This is a genomic window from Pseudomonas sp. EA_5y_Pfl2_R50 (assembly GCF_963970475.1).
Lineage (GTDB): Bacteria > Pseudomonadota > Gammaproteobacteria > Pseudomonadales > Pseudomonadaceae > Aquipseudomonas.
In genome coordinates this window covers 1-21,230 of record NZ_CAXAPT010000005.1, presented here as the reverse complement: position 1 = coordinate 21,230, position 21,230 = coordinate 1, and the positions used below count along the sequence as shown (strand labels likewise).

Sequence of the window (21,230 nt, the reverse complement as noted above, 5' to 3'; positions counted from 1 at the left end):
TGCCGCCGGTGGCGAGGGACAACTCGGGTTAAGACGAGTCGGGCTGGAGTGACAAGGCGCTGCATGGGATGATCGCCCGCCTTGCGCGACCATTCACCGGAGATCTACATGTCATTGCTGAGCAAAAAAGCCGTCATCCTGCTGGTGGCGGCCGTCGCCGGTTTCGGTGCCCTCAACGCACAAGCCGCCAAGGCCAAGGAAAAAGCCACCACCGAGAAAGTCTCGATGCTCGACGGCAAGTTCACGTTCACCCTGCCCAAAGGCTTTGTCGCCGATCCGCTGCCGGCCAGCCCGGGCGGCGCCACCGGCACGATGTACACCAACGAAACCACTAAAACCGTGGTGATCGCCGCCGAGAACAAGATTCCTGAAGGCCAGAACGTCAAGGACAACGACGGTGAATTTCTCGACGGCAGCGTGTCGAGTTTCATCGAAGACCAGCGCAAGGCACTGCCGGACTTCAACAAGCTCAGCGAAAAAAGCCTGACCCAGAAAAGCTCCGGCCTCGGCTTGCGTCAGGTCGACAGCACTGCCACCCAAGGCGGCGGGCAAACCCTCAACACCACGTTGATGGCCGGCTCCGGCACGAAAATGGCGCTGGTCCAGGTGATCTCCCGCGCCAGCGACAAGAAAGGTCATGACGCGCTGGTGAAAACCATCCTCAAGGATTGAGCTGCCGCAACCAGTCGTTCAGATCGCGCAGTTCGGCCCCGCTGATGCTGTGGCCGACGCCCGGATAGGCGTGGAATTGCGGTGTGTAACCGAGCGTTTGCAAGAACTCATTGGCGGCGGTGCCGTTGCGGTAGGGCACAGGGTCATCGGCAGTGCCGTGACCGATGAAAATATTCAGGGTCAGCGGTGCCTGTCCGGCTTTCAGCTCGCTCTTGAGCACCGGCAATACGCGCCCGCTCAACGCCGCGATCCCGCCCACGGCCACCGGCGCCCGCAGGCCCACTTCGTAGGTCATCATCGCGCCCTGGCTGAAACCGATCAGGTACACCTTGTCCGGGCGGGTGTGATATTTCTGCGCCGCTTGGCTGATGAAATCGCGCAGTTTCCGGGCGCTGTCCTTCAGATCATCGGTCTCGCCGTTGTAGGCACCTTCGCCCTTTTTACGAAACCATTGGTAGCGTCCTTCGCCCAACGCCAATGGTGCCTGCACCGACAGGTAATTGTATTGCGCCGGGAGCTGGAACTTCATGCCGATCAGGTCGGCCTCGTTGCTGCCGTAACCGTGCAGGAAAATCACCAGCGGCCGTGCCTCGGCGTCAGGATGAACCTGTTCGATGTATTTGAGCGGCAGGTCGTTCTGCAGCGTGGTTTGAGCCTGAACGGCGCTGGACGCCAGCACGATCAACAGAGCAAACACCTTCAACATGGAGCCTTCCTTTACAGAATGTCGGGTTCGAAGGGAGCCTAACACTCTGGGCCAAGTATCCAAATTCAGCGGTGTGGCTGATGCCGCCATCGCTGGCAAGCCAGCTCTCACAATGATTGAGGGTGATCACCAGAATCGTGCCCCCCCATTCACCCTGCGGGAGCTGGCCGGCAAGCTCAGCGCAAATCAATCAGTCATTCGTCAGCTTGCCGGTGCGAAACGGCACCCGCCCCGCCACTTTCGCCTGCCAGATGCCCGGCTCGGTGTAACGCCCGCGATCAATCGCAAACAACACGCCGCTGGTCCCGGCGCACACTGTGCTCACGAGATCCCGCAACGGATCGACCACTTCGAACAACGCATCGCCCTTCTCGACCCACTCGCCCGCGTTACGCAGGAAACTCACCACGCCATGGTGCGGTGCAAACAGGTATTCGGTGCCTTCGAACGGCATGCCTTCACAGCACTCGCTCGGCGTCGCCGGCCATTCGCCGCTGATAAACCCCTGCTCGGCGAGGAAACCGAGGATCGCCTCGCAATTGGCCTGGGCCTGATCGACCCGGGTGTCGCCCATGCTGCCCAGTTCCAGGGTGGTTGCCAGGTTCGCCGCCGGGATCACTGCATTCGGAAACGCGCGCGCCAGGCGCAGCCACGGCGTCGAGCACGATTCATCGAACGAACTGCCGCCGGAGTCTTCACACAGTAGCGCCACGCCGGCTTTCAGGCGTGCCGCCAGCGATTGCCACTGCGGCCAGTGTTGCGGCAACGCATACAGGTGAATCGACGCCTCGAAATCGCAATGCAGATCGAGGGTGATGTCGGCGTCGCAGGCATGCTGCAGCAGCAGGCGATGCAATGCTTCCAGTTGTGAGGCCGGCGCCGGCAACTGCTGAAAAACCTGGCCCATGGCCTCGCGGATCAACGCGACGTTAGCCTCGGCGTCAGCCCCCAGACGCTCGCCGATCAGCGCCGTCACTGGCGCGCTGAGTTCTACAAACGCGCGGTTGAAATTTTTCCCGCTGCCGAGTTCGAAGCGCCCCATGTGGGCCCCTTGCACGTGCTGATCGAGGCCGATCGGATTGGCCACCGGCACCAGTTCGATCACGCCGTGCAATCGGCCTTGCTGTTCGAGTTCGTTAAGGCGCTGCTTGAGTTCCCACGCGGTGCGCATGCCCGGCAGCTCATCGGCGTGCAGGCTGGCCTGGATATACACCTTGCGCGGGCCGGCGCCGTAACGGAAAACGCTGAGGGAGCGCTCGCTGCCCAAGTGGCTCCAGGGCAGAACGTGGTCGATGCGTTGCATGGGTAACTCCTGAATATTGGATCGGCGAAAATCCCCTGTGGGAGCGGGCTTGCTCGCGAATGCGGTGTATCAGACAGCTGTGGTGTTGAATGTTAAACCGCTTTCGCGAGCCAGCCCGCTGCCACAGCGATCTTGCACAGCAAAAAGAGTGCGCAAAAAAAGTGGCCACCGCGCAAACGGGGCCACTTTTTTTTACGGCGTATTAATGGCCGTACACGTCAAAGTCGAAGTACTTGTCCTGCACTTGCTTGTACTTGCCGTTGGCGCGGATTTCGGTGATGGCTTTGTTGAATTGCTCGGCCAGCGCGGTATCGCCTTTGCGCACGGCAATGCCGGCGCCGCCACCGAAGTACTTGGCGTCTTCGTAGGTTGGGCCGACGAACTCGAAACCTTTACCGGCATCGGTTTTCAGGAAGCCGTCGCTGAGGTTGACCGAATCGGCCAGCATCGCGTCGATACGCCCGGAAACCATGTCGAGGTTGGCTTCCTGCTGCGAGCCGTAACGCACCAGTTCGATCCCCGCTGGCACCAGCACTTCGGTCGCGTAACGGTCATGGGTGCTGGCACGCAGCACACCGACTTTCTTGCCTTTGAGTTCGGTCAGCGGGTCTTTGACACCGGAGCCTTCCTTCATCACGAAGCGCGCCGGGGTGTGGTAGTACTTGATGGTGAAATCGACGTTTTTCTTGCGGTCATCGGTGATGGTCATCGAGGACAGGATCGCGTCGATTTTCTTCACTTTCAGTGCCGGGATCAGGCCATCGAACTCTTGCTCGACCCAAGTACATTTGACTTTCATCTGCTCACACAACGCATCGCCGATGTCCACGTCGAAACCGGCGAGTTTGCCGTCTGGTGTTTTCATCGAGAATGGCGGGTAACCGGCTTCGATACCGAGGCGGATCGGTTTGGCGTCTTCGGCCACAGCGGTCAGGGACAACATCGACAGTGCCAGGGCACCAAACATCACTAGCTTCTTCATTTATAACTCCTGTGTGCGGAGGCTTTTATTGGCAGCTTCGAGTCAGCGTTCGGTCATGGCCAATTGGCTACAAAAACCGAAGTGGTCGGCAGTCTATGGCGGCGCGCACAGGGTAAATTGTTTTTAAGCGACAAATACTTACGGAAAATCGGCATCACCTGTGACCGAGGTCAGCGGGTGTGCCGTGGTGGTGCAAACGCTGTAGGACAACCCTTCAATCCGCAGACAAAACTTGCGTGGGAACTGCCGCAGACTGCGACCTTTTGCCGTTGAGTTTTCAAGCTCAGGATCGCAGCCTTCGGCAGTTTCCGGTCATTCAGCAGGCGCAGTGGATGGGGGATGTGGCGGCTTGCGCGACACTCAATTCGAACCCTTCGTCCAGCCAGCCGGTGACGCCGCCGATCATCTCCTTGACCGGATAACCCAGCGCCGCCAGTTTCACCGCCGCCTTGTTCGCGCCGTTGCAGTGGGGGCCGGCGCAATAGACCACGAACAGCGTGGTTTTCGCGTAGTGCGCCAATGCTTCGGCATTCAGCAAGCGGGTCGGGATATTGATGGCCCCCGGTACATGCCCACGTTCAAAGGCCAGCGGCCCGCGCACGTCGACCAGCACAAAGTCGATCTCACCGGACTGTTGGCTACCAAACACGTCGGAACAATCGGTTTCGTAGGTCAGACGGTTGCTGAAATGCATCAAGGCAATGGCCGACGGGGCGGCGGGAATTTCGCGAACCAGGCTTGGCATGGGGTGTTGCTCCTACATCTCGGTGGGGATAAACGGACTTTATCGACCTGCAGCTAATCGCTACAGTGGCGCACAAGACACTCACCGGGAATTTTCCGCCAAATGCCTACGTCCTCCCATCGGGTCGCGATTCTCGCCTACGACGGCCTCTGCACGTTCGAGTTCGGTATTGCCGTGGAGATCTTCGGTCTTGCCCGCCCGGAATTCGATTTCCCCTGGTATGAGCATGCCATCGCCGCCGTCGATCAGGGCCCGATGCGCGCTGCGGGCGGCATTCAGGTACTCGCCGATGGCGGTCTGGAACTGCTGGCCGAGGCGCACACCATCATCATTCCCGGCTGGCGCGACCGCCATGCTCCGGTGCCGCCGGCGCTGCTCGATGCCTTGCGCCAGGCGCACACCCGTGGGGCGCGGTTGCTGTCGATCTGTTCCGGGGTGTTTGTACTGGCGGCCACGGGTCTGCTGGACGGGCATGGCGCCACGACCCATTGGCGCTATACGTCGGAACTGGCGCAGCGTTTTCCGGCGATTGCGGTCGACCCCGACGTTTTGTACGTCGACTCCGGCCAATTGATTACCTCGGCGGGCAGTGCGGCAGGCATCGATGCCTGTCTGCATCTGGTGACGCGGGACTTTGGCACCCAGGTCGCCAACGCCGTGGCGCGGCGTCTGGTCATGTCGCCGCAACGCACCGGCGGGCAGGCGCAGTTCATTCCGGCGCCCGTCAGCCCGACGCCGCGCAACGATTTGTCGCGGGTGATGCAGTGGGCCCGCGAGCGTTTGCATGAGCCGCTGGAAGTGCGCGACCTGGCCAACGAAGCGGCGATGAGCGAGCGGACATTTTTGCGCCGGTTCACCGAGGCCAGCGGCCAGTCGCCGAAGGCGTGGTTGCAGCATGAACGGCTGGCCCGCGCGCGCGAGTTGCTGGAGAGCACGCCGCAGCATACCGAGCAGATTGCGCAACGCTGTGGTTATCGTTCGGTGGAGAGTTTTCGCGTGGCGTTTCGCAGCGTGGTCGGCGTGCCGCCCTCGGTGTATCGGGAACGGTTCGGGCGTGGGGTCATGGTCAAATCCTGAACGTCCTCAAGTCCCCATCGCTGGCAGGCAAGCAATGGCGTCAGGCACAACAACCAAGGTCAGGGCTTGCGCAGCAAATAGGTATCCATGATCCACCCATGCTCAGCCCGCGCCGCCTTGCGCACCCGTGCGATCTCGTCAGCCACTTCCGCGAGCTTGCCGCTGATGAGAATCTCGTCCGGCGTGCCCAGATAGGCGCCCCAATAAATCCGGGTCTGTTGATCCGTTACCCGAAGGTAGGAATCTTCGGCATCCAGCATCACCACCAGGCTATCGGTGTCGCTCACCTGCCCCGCAGCCAGCCGTCGGCCCGTGGTAATTTCAATCGAGTGGCCAATCGTGTTCAGCGGCACTTTGTGCTGCGCGGCCAGAGCCTGAACGCTGGTAATTCCCGGAATCACTTCAAACTCGAACGCACAATTGCCCGAGGCCAGAATCGCCTGGAGGATGCGAACGGTGCTGTCGTACAACGCCGGGTCCCCCCACACCAGGAAACCGCCGCACTGCCCGTCAGACAAATGATCATTGATCAAGCGTTCGAAGGTCTGCTGCCTGGCGCGGTTCAAATCGTCGACGCTCGTGGTGTAGTCAACATCGCCACGCTCGCGCTCCGGGCTGTGGGCTTCGACGAAACGGTAGGCGGGATCAGTGATGTAGCGCTCACAGATATCCCGGCGCAGGTCGATCAGTTTGTCCTTGCTCTGGCCTTTATCCATCAGGAAAAAAACGTCGACGCGATTCAGCGCCTTGACCGCCTGCATCGTGATGTAGTCGGGGTTCCCGGCACCGATACCGATCACCAGCAATTGTTTCATCGCACAGACTCCTCAAGGTCAAGACCGGGCAGACGCAAGCGCCAGATCCCGTTGAAGCGCAATTCGATGACCGACAACGGTTCGACATCAAGCGCAGTGAACGCCGCGCCTTGCACGACCTGCATCAGTGCCGCGCGCACAAGGTAAGGATGCGTGACGGCGACAACATGCCCTGGCGTCGACTCCAGACCACTGAGCCAGGCGGCGACCCGCGCGCCCACTTGCGCGACGGATTCGCCGCCGTGTGGCGCAGCCTGCGGGTCCGACAGCCAGCGTTGCAGGGCATCGGCCTGGGTCGTCTGCAGGTGCTTGATCGATTGCCCGTGCCATTCGCCCCAATCGCAGTCACGCAGGTTTTGCTCGACTTGCGCGTCGGCGCCGAACCACGCCGCCGTTTGCCGGGTACGTAATTCCGGGCCACAGATCAGCCGTCGCGGGCCCGCAAAGCGTGCAGCCAGCGCTTCAGGCGCCAGAGCAGCATTTTCAACAGGTTCGTTCGTAGGAAAGCGCGCCAACTTTTGTGCGACGGTTCGCGCATGGCACATCAATGTCAAACGGGTGGTTTGCACAGGTAATCACTCTGTCTAAAGTCATGACACTCAATGGCGCAAGGCTGGACCATGGGCAATTGTGCCGTAAACCGTGACTCGCAAGGCAAGCGTCTGCCTGATTGAGGTGCCGGTGAATGCTGCAAAAACCGGCAATGTCTGACGCAGGTGTGGGCAATGGACTACAAAACTCGTCGACTTCCGTGAAGCCCTTGTAACACGGGCGTTACGCGCCATTTTGGTGCCTGTTCAACACGCTGAAAAATTCACTAGACATGTAGCGTCAGTTACATAAATACTGTTTTAACGGATTGTGAAGCGAATTCAACACCCCCCATCCAGCAGGAGCCCGGATGCCCCCTCTCAGAGACCTGATCACCGATCCCGGCCTGGATCTTACGCCGTCGGAGCGCAAAGTCGTTCGCGCATTGCTTGATCAGTATCCACGCAACGGTCTCGGGCCGATGGCGCGTCTGGCCGAACACGCCGGCGTCAGTGATCCGACCATCGTGCGGCTGGTGAAAAAACTCGGTTTCGGCGGTTATGCCGAGTTCCAGGAAGCCTTGCTCAGCGACATGGACCATCGCCTGCGTTCTCCGCGCACCCTGCTGCAGCCACGCGCACAACAAAACAAGGATGATGCCTGGGGCCATTACCTCGGCGAAAGTCATCGTCTGCTGGTCGAAACCCAATCGCTGACCCAGCCCGAAGACGTGCGCATCCTCACCGACTGGCTGCTCGACACCCGGCATCAGGTGTACTGCTTCGGCGGACGCTTCAGCAGTCTGATGGCCACCTACCTGCTCAATCACTTGCGTCTGCTGCGCCCCGGCTGTTTCGCCCTGGAGGACAACGCGCTGCTGCCCGATCGCCTGTTCGACCTGCAACGCCAGGACGTGGTGCTGGTCTTCGACTATCGCCGCTATCAGACCCAGGCATTGCGCGTGGCCTCGGCGGCCAAGCAGAACAATGCCAGGGTCGTGCTGTTCACGGATATCTACGCTTCGCCACTGCGTGAACTGGCCGATCTGATCATCAGCGCGCCCGTCGAATCGGCATCGCCGTTCGACACCATGGTGCCGGCGCTGGCTCAGGTCGAAGCACTGATCGCCTGCCTGACCCTGCGCGGCCCGGACCTCGCCGATCGCCTGGAAGGCATCGACGCCCTGCGCAACGACTTCGCCACTCACCTGCTGGAGGAAAAATAAGGATGTTCAGCCTTCCACACCGTTCGCCACGCGACCTGCCCTTTGTCCCCGGCCACACCGCGCTGCTGCTCGTCGACATGCAATGTGCCTGGGTCGACCCGCAGTTCGACCCCCACCTCAGCGGCCCGGATGCCGGGTATTTCCTCAACCGGGTGCGCACGCAGGTCGTGCCCAATCAACAACGTTTACTCGGTGCCTTGCGCGAGGCCAGGCAAAACGTGCTGCACACCCTCATCGAAAGCCTGACGGCCGATGGCCGTGATCGCTCGCTGGATCACAAGCTGTCGGACATGCACCTGCCCAAGGGCTGCCCGCAGGCACGCATCCTCCCTGAGCTGACTCCCGTCGAGAACGAAATCGTTCTGCCGAAGACCTCGTCCGGCGTGTTCAACTCGACCAACATCGACTATGTACTGCGCAACCTTGAAACCCGGCATCTGATCATCGCCGGCATCGTCACCGACCAATGCGTTGACATGGCCGTGCGTGACGCCGCCGACCGTGGCTATCTGGTCACGCTGGTCGAAGACGCCTGCGCGACGCACACCGCCGAACGTCACGCCGCCTGCCTGAATGCGATCAAGGGTTATTGCTGGATCACCGACACCCAGACCGTGCTCGGCCGCTTGCAGGAGATGCGCCCATGAGCGCACGCCTGACGCCGTTGCCGCTCACCACCCTCGTCACCACGGACCTGACGGGCATCACCCGCGGCCGCTCGTTTCCGACCGACGAGCTGGAGCACTATCAGGCAACGGGTTGCGGCTGGGTGCCGGCCAACAGCGCGCTGACGCCGCAGGGCGCGATCGCCTCGAGCAGTCCGTGGGGGGCTTATGGCGACCTGCGCCTGATCCCGGATCTGGCCAGTCGCGTGACCCTGAGCAACGGCCCGGATGCCGATGCACCGGCGCTGGATTTTTTCCACTGCGACCTGCGCCAGACCGATGGCAGCCCCTTCGGCGCCTGTCCGCGCACCGTGTTGCGTGACGAACTGCAACGTTATCGCGACCAGTTGGGCCTGCAGGTCAACGCCGCTTTCGAACACGAATTCACCCTGCACGCCGGTTGCGCCGGGCATCAACCGTTTTCCCTGCAGGCACAGCGGCAGGCTGCGGCGTTCGCGGGTTGGCTGCTGGGGGCCTTGCGCGCCGGCGGTGTCGAGCCGGAAATGTTCCTGCCCGAATACGGCACGCATCAGTACGAAGTCACCTGCCGGCCGACCCTCGGCGTCGCGGCGGCAGATCGCGCCGTCAACGTGCGTGAGATCACCCGCGAGATTGGCCGGCAAATGGGTCTGGACTTGAGTTTTGCCCCAAAGACTCACGCAGAGGCGATGTGCAGCGGTGTTCACTTGCACATGAGCCTGCTGGATCTGGCCGGGCAGCCCATGCTCTACGACGCTGGCACTGACAATGGCCTGTCGAACCTCGGTCAACACTGGGCCGCCGGTATCCTGCACTACTTGCCGGCGCTGTGTGCGTTCACCGCGCCGACCCCGGTTTCCTACGAACGCCTGCAGCCCCATCACTGGAGCGCGTCCTATGCCTGCCTCGGTCAGCAGAACCGTGAGGCGGCGCTGCGCATCTGCCCGACCGTCACCCTGGGCGGCAAATCCGTGGCTACGCAGTTCAACCTCGAATTCCGCGCCATGGACGCCACCGCCTCACCGCATCTGGCCATGGCAGCGCTGCTGATCGCTGGACGGCTGGGCATCGAACAGCGCCTGGCACTGAACGCGATCACCGATGAAGTTCCCGATTCACTCAACGACGAGCAACGCAAGGCCCGGGGCATCGTTGCCCTGCCCGCCTCGCTGGCACAGGCACTGGATTGCCTGCGCGACAGTGCAGCCTTGAACGAATGGCTGCCCAAGCCGTTGCTCGATTCATACCACGCCCTGAAAACCGAGGAACTGGCGCTGACGGAACAGCTCTCGCCCGCTGACCTGTGTGAGCACTATGCACGTCTGTACTGAATCCGCCGAGCTTGGGCTGTATACCCAACCGGTTTACAACCTGAGCCGCGCCGACTCGACGCATCCATTGATTCTGGTGTGCGAGCACGCCAGCCGCTACATCCCCGCGGCCCTGAACAACCTGGGCCTGGACGATGCGGCGGCCCGTGAACACATCGCCTGGGATATCGGTGCCCTGGCACTGGCCGAGCAACTGGCGGAACAACTTGGCGCGACGCTGTTGAGCGCCAATTATTCGCGGCTGTTGATTGACCTCAATCGCCCCCGGCATGCCCCTGACAGCATTCCGGCGCAGAGCGAGATTTATCAGGTACCGGGCAATCGCGATCTGGACGAAGCCACTCGCGAGTACCGGCGCCAGACGCTGTTCAAACCGTTTCATGCGCGCTTGCAGACACTGATCGACGAGCGTGTTGCCCACGGCCAGGCGGTAAGGGTGGTCGGGATTCACAGCTTCACCCCGGTGTACTACGGCCAGCCACGCCCGCTGGAAATCGGCGTGCTGTTCGGTCAGGCCAAGGCTTACGCGCAGCGCCTGCTCGACGGCCTCGACGCCTGGCCGTTGAAAGCGGCGGGCAATCAGCCGTACCGGGTCGACCCGCTGGGTGACATGACGGTGCCGGTGCACGGCGACGCCCGAGGCCTGGAGTCGGTACTGATCGAGGTGCGCAACGATTTACTGCGCAGTCCTGAGGATATTTCGCGCTGGGCAGGATACCTCGCACCCCTGCTGTAACGAACGATTGCTGACGCTGTACCGATGGACCGAGACAACAACTAAAACGATGATTGGCTGACAAGGAGTTGCGCTTCATGGAAATTGAAGAATTCGGCTACAAGCAAGAGTTGAAACGGAGCCTGACGCTCACTGACCTTGTGGTCTACGGGATGATTTTCATGATCCCCATCGCCCCCTTCGGCGTGTATGGCTACGTCAACGCCGAGGCCCCGGGGATGGTGCCGCTGGCGTACATCATCGGGATGGTCGCGATGGTCTTCACCGCGCTGAGCTACGGCAGCATGGCCCGGGCGTTTCCGATTGCCGGTTCGGTGTATTCCTACGCGCAACGGGGCCTGAACCAACATGTCGGTTTCATCGCCGGCTGGCTGATGCTGCTCGACTATCTGCTGATTCCGCCACTGCTCTATGTTTACGCAGCGATGGCGCTCAACCACTTGTACCCGGATATTCCGAAAGTCGGCTTCATTCTGGCGTTCCTCGTCAGCGCCACTTTCGTCAACTTGCGCGGCATCACTTTTACCGCGCGGATGAACATCGTTTTTCTCCTGGCACAACTGGTGGTGCTGGGCATTTTCCTGTTCTACGCGTGGAACGCCTTGCACAACGGTGGCGGTAACGGCGGGCTGACCCTGGCGCCGCTGTATCACGCGGAAACCTTCAATTTCGCCCTGCTGATGCAAGCCGTGTCGATTGCCGTGCTGTCGTTCCTCGGTTTCGACGCCATCTCGACCCTGGCCGAAGAAATCAAGGGTGATCCGGGCAAAAGCGTGGGCAAGGCTGCGCTGATTACGCTGGTGGTCATGGGCGTGATTTTCGTCGTGCAGACCTGGATCGCTACCGATCTGGCCGCCGGCATGGGCTTCAAATCCGCCGACACCGCGTTCTATGAAATCGCCGAAATCGCTGCCGGCAGCTGGCTGGCGACCCTGACCGCCGTCGCCACGGCGCTGGCTTGGGGTGTGGCGGTAGCGATCACCTCGCAAGCGGCGGTGTCGCGCCTGCTGTTCGGCATGGCCCGCGACGGCAAATTGCCCAAAGTGCTGGCCAAGGTTCACCCGAAACACAACACGCCATACCTGAGCATTTATCTGGTGGCCGTGCTGTCGCTGGTGATCTGCTACCTGTTCATCAACTCGGTCGATACCCTGACCTCGCTGGTGAACTTCGGCGCGCTCAGCGGTTTCATGCTGCTGCACCTGACCGTGATCAACTACTACTGGCGTCGGCAAAAGACCGGTCAGGTGGTACGCCATCTGCTCTGCCCGGTGGTCGGTTTCATCATCGTCGCGGCCATCATGTACAACATGGGCGTCGATGCGCAGAAACTTGGCCTGATCTGGATTGCCCTGGGCCTGGTGTACCTGTTCTTTCTCAACAAGCTCGGCGCCAGTACCGCGCTGCCTGACCCGAGCAATGGCTGACATGAAAAAGAGCGGCGTCTGACAGAGAGTCAGGCGCCCGCCGAAACAACGCGTGGAAACCGACAGTGATAGTCAGGTTCGGCGAATTCGCCGGATCTTTTGATACAGGAGTACATCCATGCTGGTCTTACGCCCAGTCGAGCCAACCGACCTGCCACAGTTGCAACAACTGGCCCGCGACAGTCTGGTCGGCGTGACGTCGCTGCCGGATGACAGTGAACGCCTGCGCGAAAAAATCACCCGTTCGTGCGCCTCGTTTGACACCGACGCGGTGACCCATGGCCCGGAAAATTACTTCTTCGTGCTGGAAGACCTGAGCACTCAGCGGCTGGTTGGCTGCTCGGAGATTCTCGCCACGGCAGGCTTCAACGAGCCGTTCTACAGTCTGCGCAACCGTCACTTCACCAGCGCCTCGCGGGAGCTGAACATCGAGCACGGCGTACCGGCGCTGTCGCTGTGCCATGACCTGAGCGGCCACACGTTACTGCGTGGTTTTCACATCAACGCCAATCGGGTGCGCACGCCGTTTTCCGAACTGCTCTCGCGCGCGCGCCTGCTGTTCATCGCCGCCCATGCGCCGCGTTTTGCCGAAGCGGTGATCACCGAAATCGTCGGCTACAGCGACGAAAAAGGTCGTTCGCCGTTCTGGGATGCACTGGGCAAACATTTCTTCGACCTGCCCTATGCCGAAGCCGAGCGACTCTGTGGATTGCAAAGCCGCACGTTTCTCGCCGAACTGATGCCGCAATACCCGATCTACGTGCCGATGCTGCCCCAGGCTGCGCAGGCGTGCATCGGACGCATCCATCCAGACGGTCAGGAAGCGTTCGACATCCTTGAGCGCGAAGGTTTTGAAACCAACAGCTACATCGACCTGTTCGACGCGGGCCCGACCCTGTATGCGCGCACCGCGAACATCCGTTCGATCGCCCACAGCCGGACTGCCAGCGTCGAGCAAACGCCACAGGTCGATGCCCGTGGCCGTTATCTGTTAAGCAATGATGCGCTGCACGGTTTCCGCGCCATCGTTGCCGAACTGGACTACCACCCCGATCAATCGCTGGCCCTGACCCCTGCCATGTGTGCGGCGCTGAACGTGACCGATGGCGGCGCGGTCCGGCTGATTACCCTGTGAACCGCGCCCGGTTAAGCGCCCAACGACAGTGCCCGAGCAGGCGCGCAGAAGGAGTTACAGCATGATTGTCCGTCCGGTGAAAGTCAGCGACTTGCCAGCATTGATGGCGCTGGTGCAACAGGCCGGCCCGGGGTTTACCACCCTGCCGGCCAATGAAGATCGTCTGGCCCACCGGGTACGCTGGGCGCAACGTGCGTTCGCCGAACAGGTGGAGCGCGCCGATGCCGATTACCTCTTCGTCCTTGAGGACGATGACATGCGCGTGGTCGGCATCAGTGCCATGGCGGGCGCCGTAGGCCTGCGCGAGCCCTGGTACAACTATCGGGTGGGGTTGACCGTGAGTTCGGCGCCGGACCTTGGCATCCAGCGGCAAATTCCGACGCTGTTCCTCAACAATGAACTGACGGGGCAATCCGAGCTGTGCTCGCTGTTCCTGCGCCATGACCAGCGCACCGGCAGTAACGGTCGCCTCCTGTCACTCGGGCGTCTGCTGTTCGCTGCCGAGTTTCCGCACCTGTTTGGCGAGAGGATGATTGCCGAATTGCGTGGCAGTGCCGACGAGCAAGGTTGTTCGCCGTTCTGGGACAGCCTTGGCCGGCACTTCTTCCAGATGGATTTCAGCCACGCCGATCACTTGTCGGGGCTGGGTAACAAATCGTTCATCGCCGAACTGATGCCCCGTCAGCCACTGTACACCTGCCTGCTGACCGAACAGGCGCAGGCGGTTATCGGCCAGGCGCATCCCAACACCGAACCGGCGCTGAAAATCCTTCAGGCCGAGGGTTTCGTCCACAAAGGCTATATCGATATTTTTGATGGCGGGCCGGTGATCGAAGCCCCCCTGCGAAATGTTCGCACCGTGCGTGACAGCGTGGAACTGACCCTGAGCCTCGGCACGCCAGACGATCAGTCGCCGCTGTGGCTGATCTACAACCGGCGCCTGGAGAACTGCCGCATCACCGTGGCCGGCGCCCGCCGGGTTGGCAGCAGCCTGGTCATCGACCGCACCACGGCCCAGCGCCTGCAACTGCAACCTGGCAATTCTGTACGCGCGGTGCTGTTGCCCAATCAACAGCAACAGGCGGTGGCGGCGTGATGGCTGACCACGCAGTCAGAGGAGCAGCTCGCCACCGATAGACTTGACCCACCCGGGATGAAACCTTTCAGCAGAAAAATCACCGACAGATAGGCACCGCGCAAATTCGTCATGATCCTTGACCCATTCGCGTGATAGCCTTTTCATTCTTCGGCGTTGACACATTTGCTCAAGCCGTTCCATTCCTTTGTATTGGTGGAACTCGTATGTCCAGGCTTTCTCATCAAGATTTGCGCCGTAACTTCCGTCAGCTGCTGGCTTGCGACACCTGCTACCACACCGCATCGGTGTTCGACCCGATGTCCGCCCGAATTGCCGCTGACCTGGGTTTTGAAGTGGGTATCCTCGGCGGTTCCGTGGCGTCGTTGCAGGTGCTGGGTGCACCGGATTTCGCCCTGATCACCCTCAGCGAGTTCGCCGAACAGGCCACCCGTATTGGCCGCGTCGCCCAATTGCCGGTGATCGCCGACGCCGACCACGGCTACGGCAACGCCCTTAACGTGATGCGTACCATCGTTGAACTTGAACGCGCCGGCGTCGCCGCCCTGACCATCGAAGACACCCTGCTGCCAGCGCAGTTCGGCCGCAAATCCACCGACCTGATCACCGTCGCCGAAGGCGTCGGCAAGATCCGCGCAGCGCTGGAAGCCCGCGTCGATACCGAAATGGCAATCATCGCCCGCACTAATGCCGGCATCCTGCCGAACCAGGAAATCATCAGCCGCACCAAGCAGTATCAAGCGGCCGGCGCAGACGGCATCTGCATGGTCGGCGTCCAGGACTTCGATCAACTCGAGCAAATCGCCGAACACCTGACCGTACCGCTGATGCTGGTCACCTATGGCAATCCGGCATTGCGTGACGACAAGCGTCTGGCCGAACTCGGCGTGCGTGTCACCATTGACGGGCATGGCGCTTACTTCGCAGCGATCAAGGCGACTTACGACAGCCTGCGCGAACAGCGCCAGATCTTCACCCAGGCGTCCGACCTGAGCGCGACCGAGCTGACGCACACCTATACCCAGCCTGAGGAATACATTCTCTGGGCCAAGGAATACATGAGCGTCAAGGAGTGATGCACACGCTTCACCGGCCCTTTCGCGAGCAGGCTCGCTCGCACAAGGGATCTGTGTGATGCGGATCAAACCGAATCCAGCAACGGCTGCCGCGGCTTGTGATCGCAATTGCAGATCACCCGATTGCGCCCGCTCGCCTTCGCCTCATACAGCGCCTCGTCGGCATCGTTGAGCCAGCGAGTCGCGTCGGCATGGTTCGGGTCATACGCCGCCAGGCCAATGCTCAGACTGACCTTCAGCGCCGGATTCTGCTCGTAGCCGAGAATGGCGAAGCGCTCGCGCAAGGCTTCCATGGCCTGTGCCGCATTGAACAGCGGCAGTTCCGGAAGAATCACGCAGAACTCATCGCCGCCATAACGCCCGGCGACGTCCGTGGCACGCAGATTCTGTTTGAGCATTTTGCTCAACTGGCGCAATACGATGTCACCAGCGACGTGGCCGTAGGTGTCGTTGATCGCCTTGAAGTGGTCGATGTCGATCAGCGCAATCGCCGCGCCCTGCTTCTGCCGCTTGCAGCGCTGGAAAGCGATTTCCAGTTGATCCTTCCACGCGCCATGGTTGAGCAAACCAGTGAGGCTGTCGGTGCGGCTCAGGGCGAGTAATTCACGTTTGTGCAGCCCGAGGGTGTAGGCCTGACGGAAGCAGATCCAGCCCAGCGCCAGCGGATACAGCATCAACAGCGGCAGGCAGGCATACAGTTGCAGCGGCGAAGTCTGCGGGATGAACCCCGGCGCAAACACCACCAGACCGACACCGACCCCAAGGATCTGCGCGGCCGCACCGGCCAGCAGAAAACGCAAACCGCCGATGGCGACGTTGTTCATCGCCATCATCGAAATCGTCGTGACACTGGGCAGCGGATTGAAATGCATTGCGGCGACCCAGAAGCCGCCGAGAAAGGCGTCGATCAACAGGTTCCGGTGTTCGGCATGGTAAGGCACGCGCGAACGGCGCGCCCACTGGAAGGCCAGGTGTGGCCAGGCCAGACCATTGAACAACATCACCCCCCACACCCACAGCGGCGGATCGAGCGGATACATCGCCACGCTCACGCAGACAAGCCCCAGGACCAGGCCGAGGGTGCGCGATGTGTAGAGCCTCCTGGCCAATGAAAGTCCCTTTCCTCTCGTGTTTCCCATAAGGGCCTCGATCACTCGACGGAACTGGCACACCGCAGGATGGATGTGATGGGAGTCTATCAGGGCAACGTTAAATAGCCATCACCGCCCAGCCCCTGCAGGAGGGCAGCACAGCAAGCCCACGCAGAGCGAATATTTGGCTATACATGAAAGAGGCAAAACGGAAAAACAACTATAAGAAGGAGCCCCATGCACACCTATCGAGTCTTGATCATCGGCAGCGGTTTTGGTGGCCAGTGCGCGGCGGTCAACCTGCTCAAGGCCGGGATCGACGACTTCCGCGTGCTTGAACGGCGCGATTTCTTCGGCGGCACGTGGTGCCAGAATACCTACCCCGGTGCTGCGGTGGACGTGCCTTCGCCACTGTATTCGCTGTCGTTCGCCCCGTACCGCTGGTCACAGATGTTCGCCGAACAGGCCGAACTGCGCCGCTACACCAAGCATGTCATTGATCAGTTCGGCCTGCGCGAACGGGTGGAATTGCAAACCCGTGTCGAGCGCGTCGAGTGGCAAGAGGATGAAAAGCGCTGGGCCGTGCACACCGCCAGCAAGGGCACGTTCCATGCGCAATTCCTGATCAATGCCACCGGGCCGTTGAGCCAACCGGTGATCCCGCACTTTTCGGGGCAGGATCGCTTTCAGGGCAAGACGTTTCATACAAACAATTGGGATCACAGCTACGACTATCGCGGCAAACGCGTCGCCATCGTCGGCAGCGGCGCCAGTGCGGCACAGGTGATTCCAGCGATCGCACCGCAGGTCGATCACCTCCATGTGTTCCAGCGCACGCCGCACTGGGTACTGCCGCGCGCGGATCGTATTTTCGGACGCTTCCAGCGCTGGCTGCTCGGGCTCAAACCCGCGTACAAACTGCTGCGCTGGTTGATTTACTGGCAATTCGAAACCCGGGTCATCGCCTTCAAATACTCGAAACCGGCGCTTCATATGGTGCAGAAGCAAGCCCTGGGTTTTCTCAAGCGCCAGGTCCCGGACCCGGTGCTGCGGGAAAAACTCACCCCGGACTTCACCATCGGCTGCAAACGGGTGCTGGTGTCGAGCACCTATTACCCGGCGCTGAGTCGCGCCAACGTCACCTTGCACACCCGCGAGCAAGGCATCGCGTCCATCGACGAAACCGGGATCAACACCCTGGACGGCCGTCACATTGATGTTGATCTGATTGTCTGGTCGACCGGTTATGACGCCACCGATGGCGTCATTTCCTACCCGGTCAGTGGAAAAAACGCCGTGCAACTCAGAGATGTCTGGGCCGAGTATCCTCGCGCCTACCTCGGTACCGCGCTGCCGGACTTTCCCAACCTGTTTATCGTCACCGGCCCCAACACCGGCATTGGTCACACCTCAGCACTGTTCATCATCGAATCGCAGATGAACTACATCCTCGATTGTATTCGCACGCTGAAAAACAATGGCCTGCGCAGCATCGAGGTGCGCCCCGAGGCGGAACGTACCTACACTGCAATGATTCACCGGGAGATGGAGCGCACGGTCTGGAAGTCCGGCGGCTGCCACAGTTGGTACCAAAGCAAGAGCGGTCACGTGATCGCGATGTTTCCCGGCTTCAGTTTCAGCTATTACCGCCTGACCCGGGCGCTGAAACCGGCCGACCACATTCTGTCCTGAACACGTAAAAGGAAGACGTCGATGCTTTTGCTGTTTGTCGCCCTCGCGGTTTTTGTGGCCTGGAGCTGGTTGAGTTATCCGGCGGTCGGGCATTGGCTGTATGACCTGAACATGGCCCTCGAGGCCAAGCTGTACAAATTGCACAAGATCGACGTGCCCATCGCCGAGATGAGTGTCTCGACCTGGCAGGGCGGCCCCTATGAAGCGGGCAGCGCGATTCTGATGCTGCACGGCTACAGCGCCGACAAGAACCTTTGGCTGCGCTTCTCGCGGCATTTTGTCCGCCAGTATCGGGTGATCATTCCGGACCTGGCCGGTCATGGCGAAACCGGCTTCAAGGCCGGCGGCGGCTACGACATCCCGGTTCAAGCCAAACGCATGATTCAACTGCTCGACGTCTGTGGCGTGGAGAAAGTCCATGTCATCGGCAACTCGATGGGCGGCTACATCGCCGCTTGGCTTGCAGCGACCTACCCGGATCGCATTGCTTCGCTGGCGCTGATCGATCCGGCAGGCGTCACCGCGCCGGAGGCCAGCGACATGGAGCGCCATCTGGCGCGCGGGCATAACCCGTTCCTGATCAATTCCCGCGAAGAATTCCGGCGCTTTTACGCAATGACCATGGCCCAGCCGCCCTGGGTGCCCGGCCTGGTACTGGACGCCATCGCCCAGCGCTATGAACAACAACGCGATGAACTCGAAGAGATCTTCCGGGATTTTCGCGCCAGCCCGCCAATGGAGCCGAAACTCGCCGACATAAAATGCCCGGCGTTACTGCTGTGGGGGCGCAAGGATCGCTTGATTGACGTCAGCAGCGTACCGATCTGGAGCAAGGGCATCGCCAATTTGCAGGTCGATGTGTGGGACGGCGTCGGCCATATGCCGATGGTTGAACAACCGGCGAACACCGCGCGTTTGTATCGGCAGTTTCTCGGCCAACAGATGCATTGACACAAGGCGGGATCAGTCATTGGCAGAATGAAGTTCGTAGGATTCTTCGTTTGCCCGCGTGCGAGAAGGCTGCGATCTTTTCCTCCATCCCAAACGTGACCGTGGCAGGAATTTTTTTCATGACCGTGCAGCCTTTCGTCAGCCCCGACCTGATCCGCCAGCGCTTCTCCAAGGCGATGTCCGACATGTACCGCGAAGAGGTGCCGCTGTATGGCGCGCTGATGGAACTGGTCGCGCAGACCAACCGCGCCGTGCTCGCAGGCCAACCGCAGATCGCCAGGCACTTGCACAACACTGGGGAAATCGAACGTCTGGACATGGAGCGCCACGGCGCGATTCGCGTGGGCACCGCCAGCGAACTGGCAACCCTCGCCCGACTGTTCGCGGTCATGGGCATGCAACCGGTCGGCTATTACGATCTGACGCCAGCGGGTGTGCCGGTGCATTCCACGGCGTTTCGCGCAGTGCACGAAGACGCACTGAAGATCAGCCCGTTTCGCGTATTCACCTCATTGCTGCGACTGGAACTGATTGAAGATCCACAGTTGCGGGCGTTTGCCGATTCGGTGCTGGCCCGGCGTTCGATCTTCACCCCGGCGGCGCTGCGCTTGATCGAACAGGCCGAAACGGCGGGCGGACTGAGCGACAGCGAAGCGCAGGAATTTGTCCTGCAGGCACTGGAGACTTTTCGCTGGCATCACAGCGCAACCGTCACCGCCGCGCAGTACCAGACACTCAGTGCGCAACACCGGCTGATCGCCGACGTGGTGGCGTTCAAGGGCCCGCACATTAACCATCTGACACCGCGCACGCTGGACATCGACATCGTCCAGGAACAGATGCCCGCCCATGGCATTACGCCGAAAGCGGTCATCGAAGGCCCGCCGCGCCGGCAGTGCCCGATCCTGTTGCGCCAGACCAGCTTCAAGGCCCTCGACGAGCCCATCGCCTTCACCGATCAACATGAAACCCGTGGCAGCCACAGCGCGCGCTTCGGCGAAATCGAACAGCGTGGTGCAGCGCTCACCCCCAAAGGTCGTGCGCTCTATGACCGGTTGCTGAACGCCGCGCGGGATGAGTTGGGGGCATTCCCCAACGAAGCCAATGCCGCACGCTACAACGCGCTGATGACCCGGCACTTTGGCGAATTCCCCGACAGCATCGAAGGCATGCGCGAACAAGGGCTGGCGTATTTTCGCTATTTGCCGACAGAAAACGGTCTCGCGGCAGGTGATCTCGCGGATGCCTCGCTGGAGGAATTATTGCGTGAGGGCCATGTGAAAGCGGAGCCTCTGGTGTACGAAGATTTCCTTCCGGTCAGCGCGGCGGGGATTTTTCAGTCAAACCTGGGGGATTCGGCGCAGACGCACTATGGCGAACACTCCAATCGCCAAGCGTTTGAGCAGGCACTGGGACGCGCGACGATTGATGAGTTGAAGTTATATGCCGAGACCCAGCAGCGCTCACTGGACGCCTGCATGGCTGCGATTTCACGGTAATCATTTGCACAGATCGCTCGCTCTATCAGGGCGCAGCCGCGACAGCAAGCTACTCGCTTCGATGAGGAGGAATGTTCAGGCACCCGTGGCGCGGGTGTGACTGATTGATTCTGGCGAAGGGCGGATCGTTCAAATCCACTCGCTGATGGCGACTGGCCTTGCTGCGCAAGAAGTTGCGCACTGCACGTCGCCAGAATCACCAGAAACCCTCTGGCAGCCTTGCCCGGCGTGGCCTGCAGCCAAGTGCGCAAGAAGTTGCGCAGCACTGCGCAACTTCTTGCGCACTCTCGCGTGGGCTCAGCGGTTTTTTTCCGCAAGCCGGCCCGGAAATCCCGTTAAACCCCCGCCCCACAAGGGCGACGCATTTGTTGGCACGCTCCTTGATAACAGTCAGCCACCCACCGGGCGATATCGCCTCCCGGGCACCCTAACTTTATCCGCAAGGAGAGCACCCCATGGCAACACCAGCGTACATGTCGGTTACCGGCGAAAAACA

General features: G+C 61.0%; 20 protein-coding genes. 13 read left to right on the top strand and 7 right to left on the bottom strand.

Features of this window, described 5'->3' with window-relative positions; all coding sequences use genetic code 11:
* Window positions 1–108: 108 nt before the first annotated feature.
* A complete protein-coding gene (locus AACY19_RS09915; RefSeq protein WP_339450069.1) occupies window positions 109–672 on the top strand; it encodes a hypothetical protein in 564 nt (187 codons plus the stop codon).
* Here the strand turns inward: AACY19_RS09915 and AACY19_RS09910 are convergent.
* From AACY19_RS09910 to AACY19_RS09895, 4 genes are all read right to left on the bottom strand, one after another.
* Entirely contained in the window at window positions 662–1,378 is a 717-nt protein-coding gene (locus tag AACY19_RS09910) for an alpha/beta hydrolase (protein WP_339450068.1), read from the bottom strand. The genes AACY19_RS09915 and AACY19_RS09910 overlap by 11 nt on opposite strands.
* Window positions 1,379–1,568: 190 nt before the next feature.
* On the bottom strand, window positions 1,569–2,681 hold the full coding sequence (locus AACY19_RS09905) for a succinylglutamate desuccinylase/aspartoacylase family protein (RefSeq protein ID WP_339450067.1): 1,113 nt from the start codon (window positions 2,679–2,681) through the stop codon (window positions 1,569–1,571).
* A gap of 202 nt (window positions 2,682–2,883) precedes the next feature.
* Window positions 2,884–3,663: an ABC transporter substrate-binding protein gene (locus AACY19_RS09900; RefSeq protein WP_339450066.1), complete on the bottom strand. Its 780-nt coding sequence runs from the start codon at window positions 3,661–3,663 to the stop codon at window positions 2,884–2,886.
* 316 nt (window positions 3,664–3,979) lie between these two features.
* Window positions 3,980–4,408 (bottom strand): rhodanese-like domain-containing protein, encoded by a 429-nt coding sequence (locus AACY19_RS09895; RefSeq protein ID WP_339450065.1) that lies wholly within the window; start codon window positions 4,406–4,408, stop codon window positions 3,980–3,982.
* A 102-nt stretch (window positions 4,409–4,510) separates the two neighbouring features.
* Here AACY19_RS09895 and ftrA point away from each other — a divergent pair, with 102 nt between their 5' ends.
* Complete coding sequence (ftrA, locus tag AACY19_RS09890) at window positions 4,511–5,485, top strand: transcriptional regulator FtrA (protein ID WP_339450064.1); 975 nt, start codon at window positions 4,511–4,513, stop codon at window positions 5,483–5,485.
* A gap of 59 nt (window positions 5,486–5,544) precedes the next feature.
* Here the strand turns inward: ftrA and cobF are convergent, their stop codons facing one another.
* Window positions 5,545–6,300 (bottom strand): precorrin-6A synthase (deacetylating), encoded by a 756-nt coding sequence (gene cobF, locus AACY19_RS09885; protein ID WP_339450063.1) that lies wholly within the window; start codon window positions 6,298–6,300, stop codon window positions 5,545–5,547.
* Entirely contained in the window at window positions 6,297–6,869 is a 573-nt protein-coding gene (locus tag AACY19_RS09880; protein ID WP_339450062.1) for a histidine phosphatase family protein, read from the bottom strand. Before AACY19_RS09880 ends, cobF begins: the two co-directional genes overlap by 4 nt.
* A 332-nt stretch (window positions 6,870–7,201) precedes the next feature.
* Here AACY19_RS09880 and AACY19_RS09875 point away from each other — a divergent pair, with 332 nt between their 5' ends.
* From AACY19_RS09875 to AACY19_RS09840, 8 genes are all read left to right on the top strand, one after another.
* Entirely contained in the window at window positions 7,202–8,056 is an 855-nt protein-coding gene (locus tag AACY19_RS09875) for a MurR/RpiR family transcriptional regulator (RefSeq protein WP_339450061.1), read from the top strand.
* Window positions 8,057–8,058: 2 nt separating this feature from the next.
* Window positions 8,059–8,703 carry an isochorismatase family cysteine hydrolase gene (locus AACY19_RS09870; RefSeq protein WP_339450060.1) on the top strand — a complete coding sequence of 215 codons (645 nt, stop codon included), beginning with the start codon at window positions 8,059–8,061 and terminating at the stop codon, window positions 8,701–8,703.
* On the top strand, window positions 8,700–10,031 hold the full coding sequence (locus AACY19_RS09865; RefSeq protein ID WP_339450059.1) for a glutamine synthetase: 1,332 nt from the start codon (window positions 8,700–8,702) through the stop codon (window positions 10,029–10,031). Before AACY19_RS09870 ends, AACY19_RS09865 begins: the two co-directional genes overlap by 4 nt.
* Window positions 10,015–10,767 (top strand): N-formylglutamate amidohydrolase, encoded by a 753-nt coding sequence (locus tag AACY19_RS09860; RefSeq protein ID WP_339450058.1) that lies wholly within the window; start codon window positions 10,015–10,017, stop codon window positions 10,765–10,767. Before AACY19_RS09865 ends, AACY19_RS09860 begins: the two co-directional genes overlap by 17 nt.
* A gap of 77 nt (window positions 10,768–10,844) precedes the next feature.
* Entirely contained in the window at window positions 10,845–12,194 is a 1,350-nt protein-coding gene (locus tag AACY19_RS09855) for an APC family permease (protein ID WP_339450057.1), read from the top strand.
* Between the two features lie 118 nt (window positions 12,195–12,312).
* On the top strand, window positions 12,313–13,329 hold the full coding sequence (locus tag AACY19_RS09850) for an arginine N-succinyltransferase (protein WP_339450056.1): 1,017 nt from the start codon (window positions 12,313–12,315) through the stop codon (window positions 13,327–13,329).
* Window positions 13,330–13,390: 61 nt separating this feature from the next.
* Complete coding sequence (gene astA, locus AACY19_RS09845) at window positions 13,391–14,425, top strand: arginine N-succinyltransferase (RefSeq protein ID WP_339450055.1); 1,035 nt, start codon at window positions 13,391–13,393, stop codon at window positions 14,423–14,425.
* A 206-nt stretch (window positions 14,426–14,631) separates the two neighbouring features.
* Complete coding sequence (locus tag AACY19_RS09840) at window positions 14,632–15,501, top strand: isocitrate lyase/PEP mutase family protein (RefSeq protein WP_339450054.1); 870 nt, start codon at window positions 14,632–14,634, stop codon at window positions 15,499–15,501.
* A gap of 65 nt (window positions 15,502–15,566) precedes the next feature.
* Here AACY19_RS09840 and AACY19_RS09835 read toward each other — a convergent pair whose 3' ends face one another.
* Complete coding sequence (locus AACY19_RS09835; RefSeq protein WP_339450053.1) at window positions 15,567–16,640, bottom strand: diguanylate cyclase; 1,074 nt, start codon at window positions 16,638–16,640, stop codon at window positions 15,567–15,569.
* 189 nt (window positions 16,641–16,829) lie between these two features.
* On the opposite strand from AACY19_RS09835, the gene AACY19_RS09830 reads away from it, so the two are divergent.
* From AACY19_RS09830 to hglS, 3 genes are all read left to right on the top strand, one after another.
* A complete protein-coding gene (locus tag AACY19_RS09830; protein ID WP_339450052.1) occupies window positions 16,830–18,284 on the top strand; it encodes a flavin-containing monooxygenase in 1,455 nt (484 codons plus the stop codon).
* A gap of 21 nt (window positions 18,285–18,305) precedes the next feature.
* Window positions 18,306–19,235, top strand: a complete 930-nt coding sequence (locus AACY19_RS09825; RefSeq protein ID WP_339450051.1) for an alpha/beta fold hydrolase — start codon at window positions 18,306–18,308, stop codon at window positions 19,233–19,235.
* Between the two features lie 119 nt (window positions 19,236–19,354).
* Complete coding sequence (gene hglS / locus AACY19_RS09820; RefSeq protein WP_339450050.1) at window positions 19,355–20,734, top strand: 2-oxoadipate dioxygenase/decarboxylase HglS; 1,380 nt, start codon at window positions 19,355–19,357, stop codon at window positions 20,732–20,734.
* The last annotated feature ends 496 nt before the right edge of the window (window positions 20,735–21,230 follow it).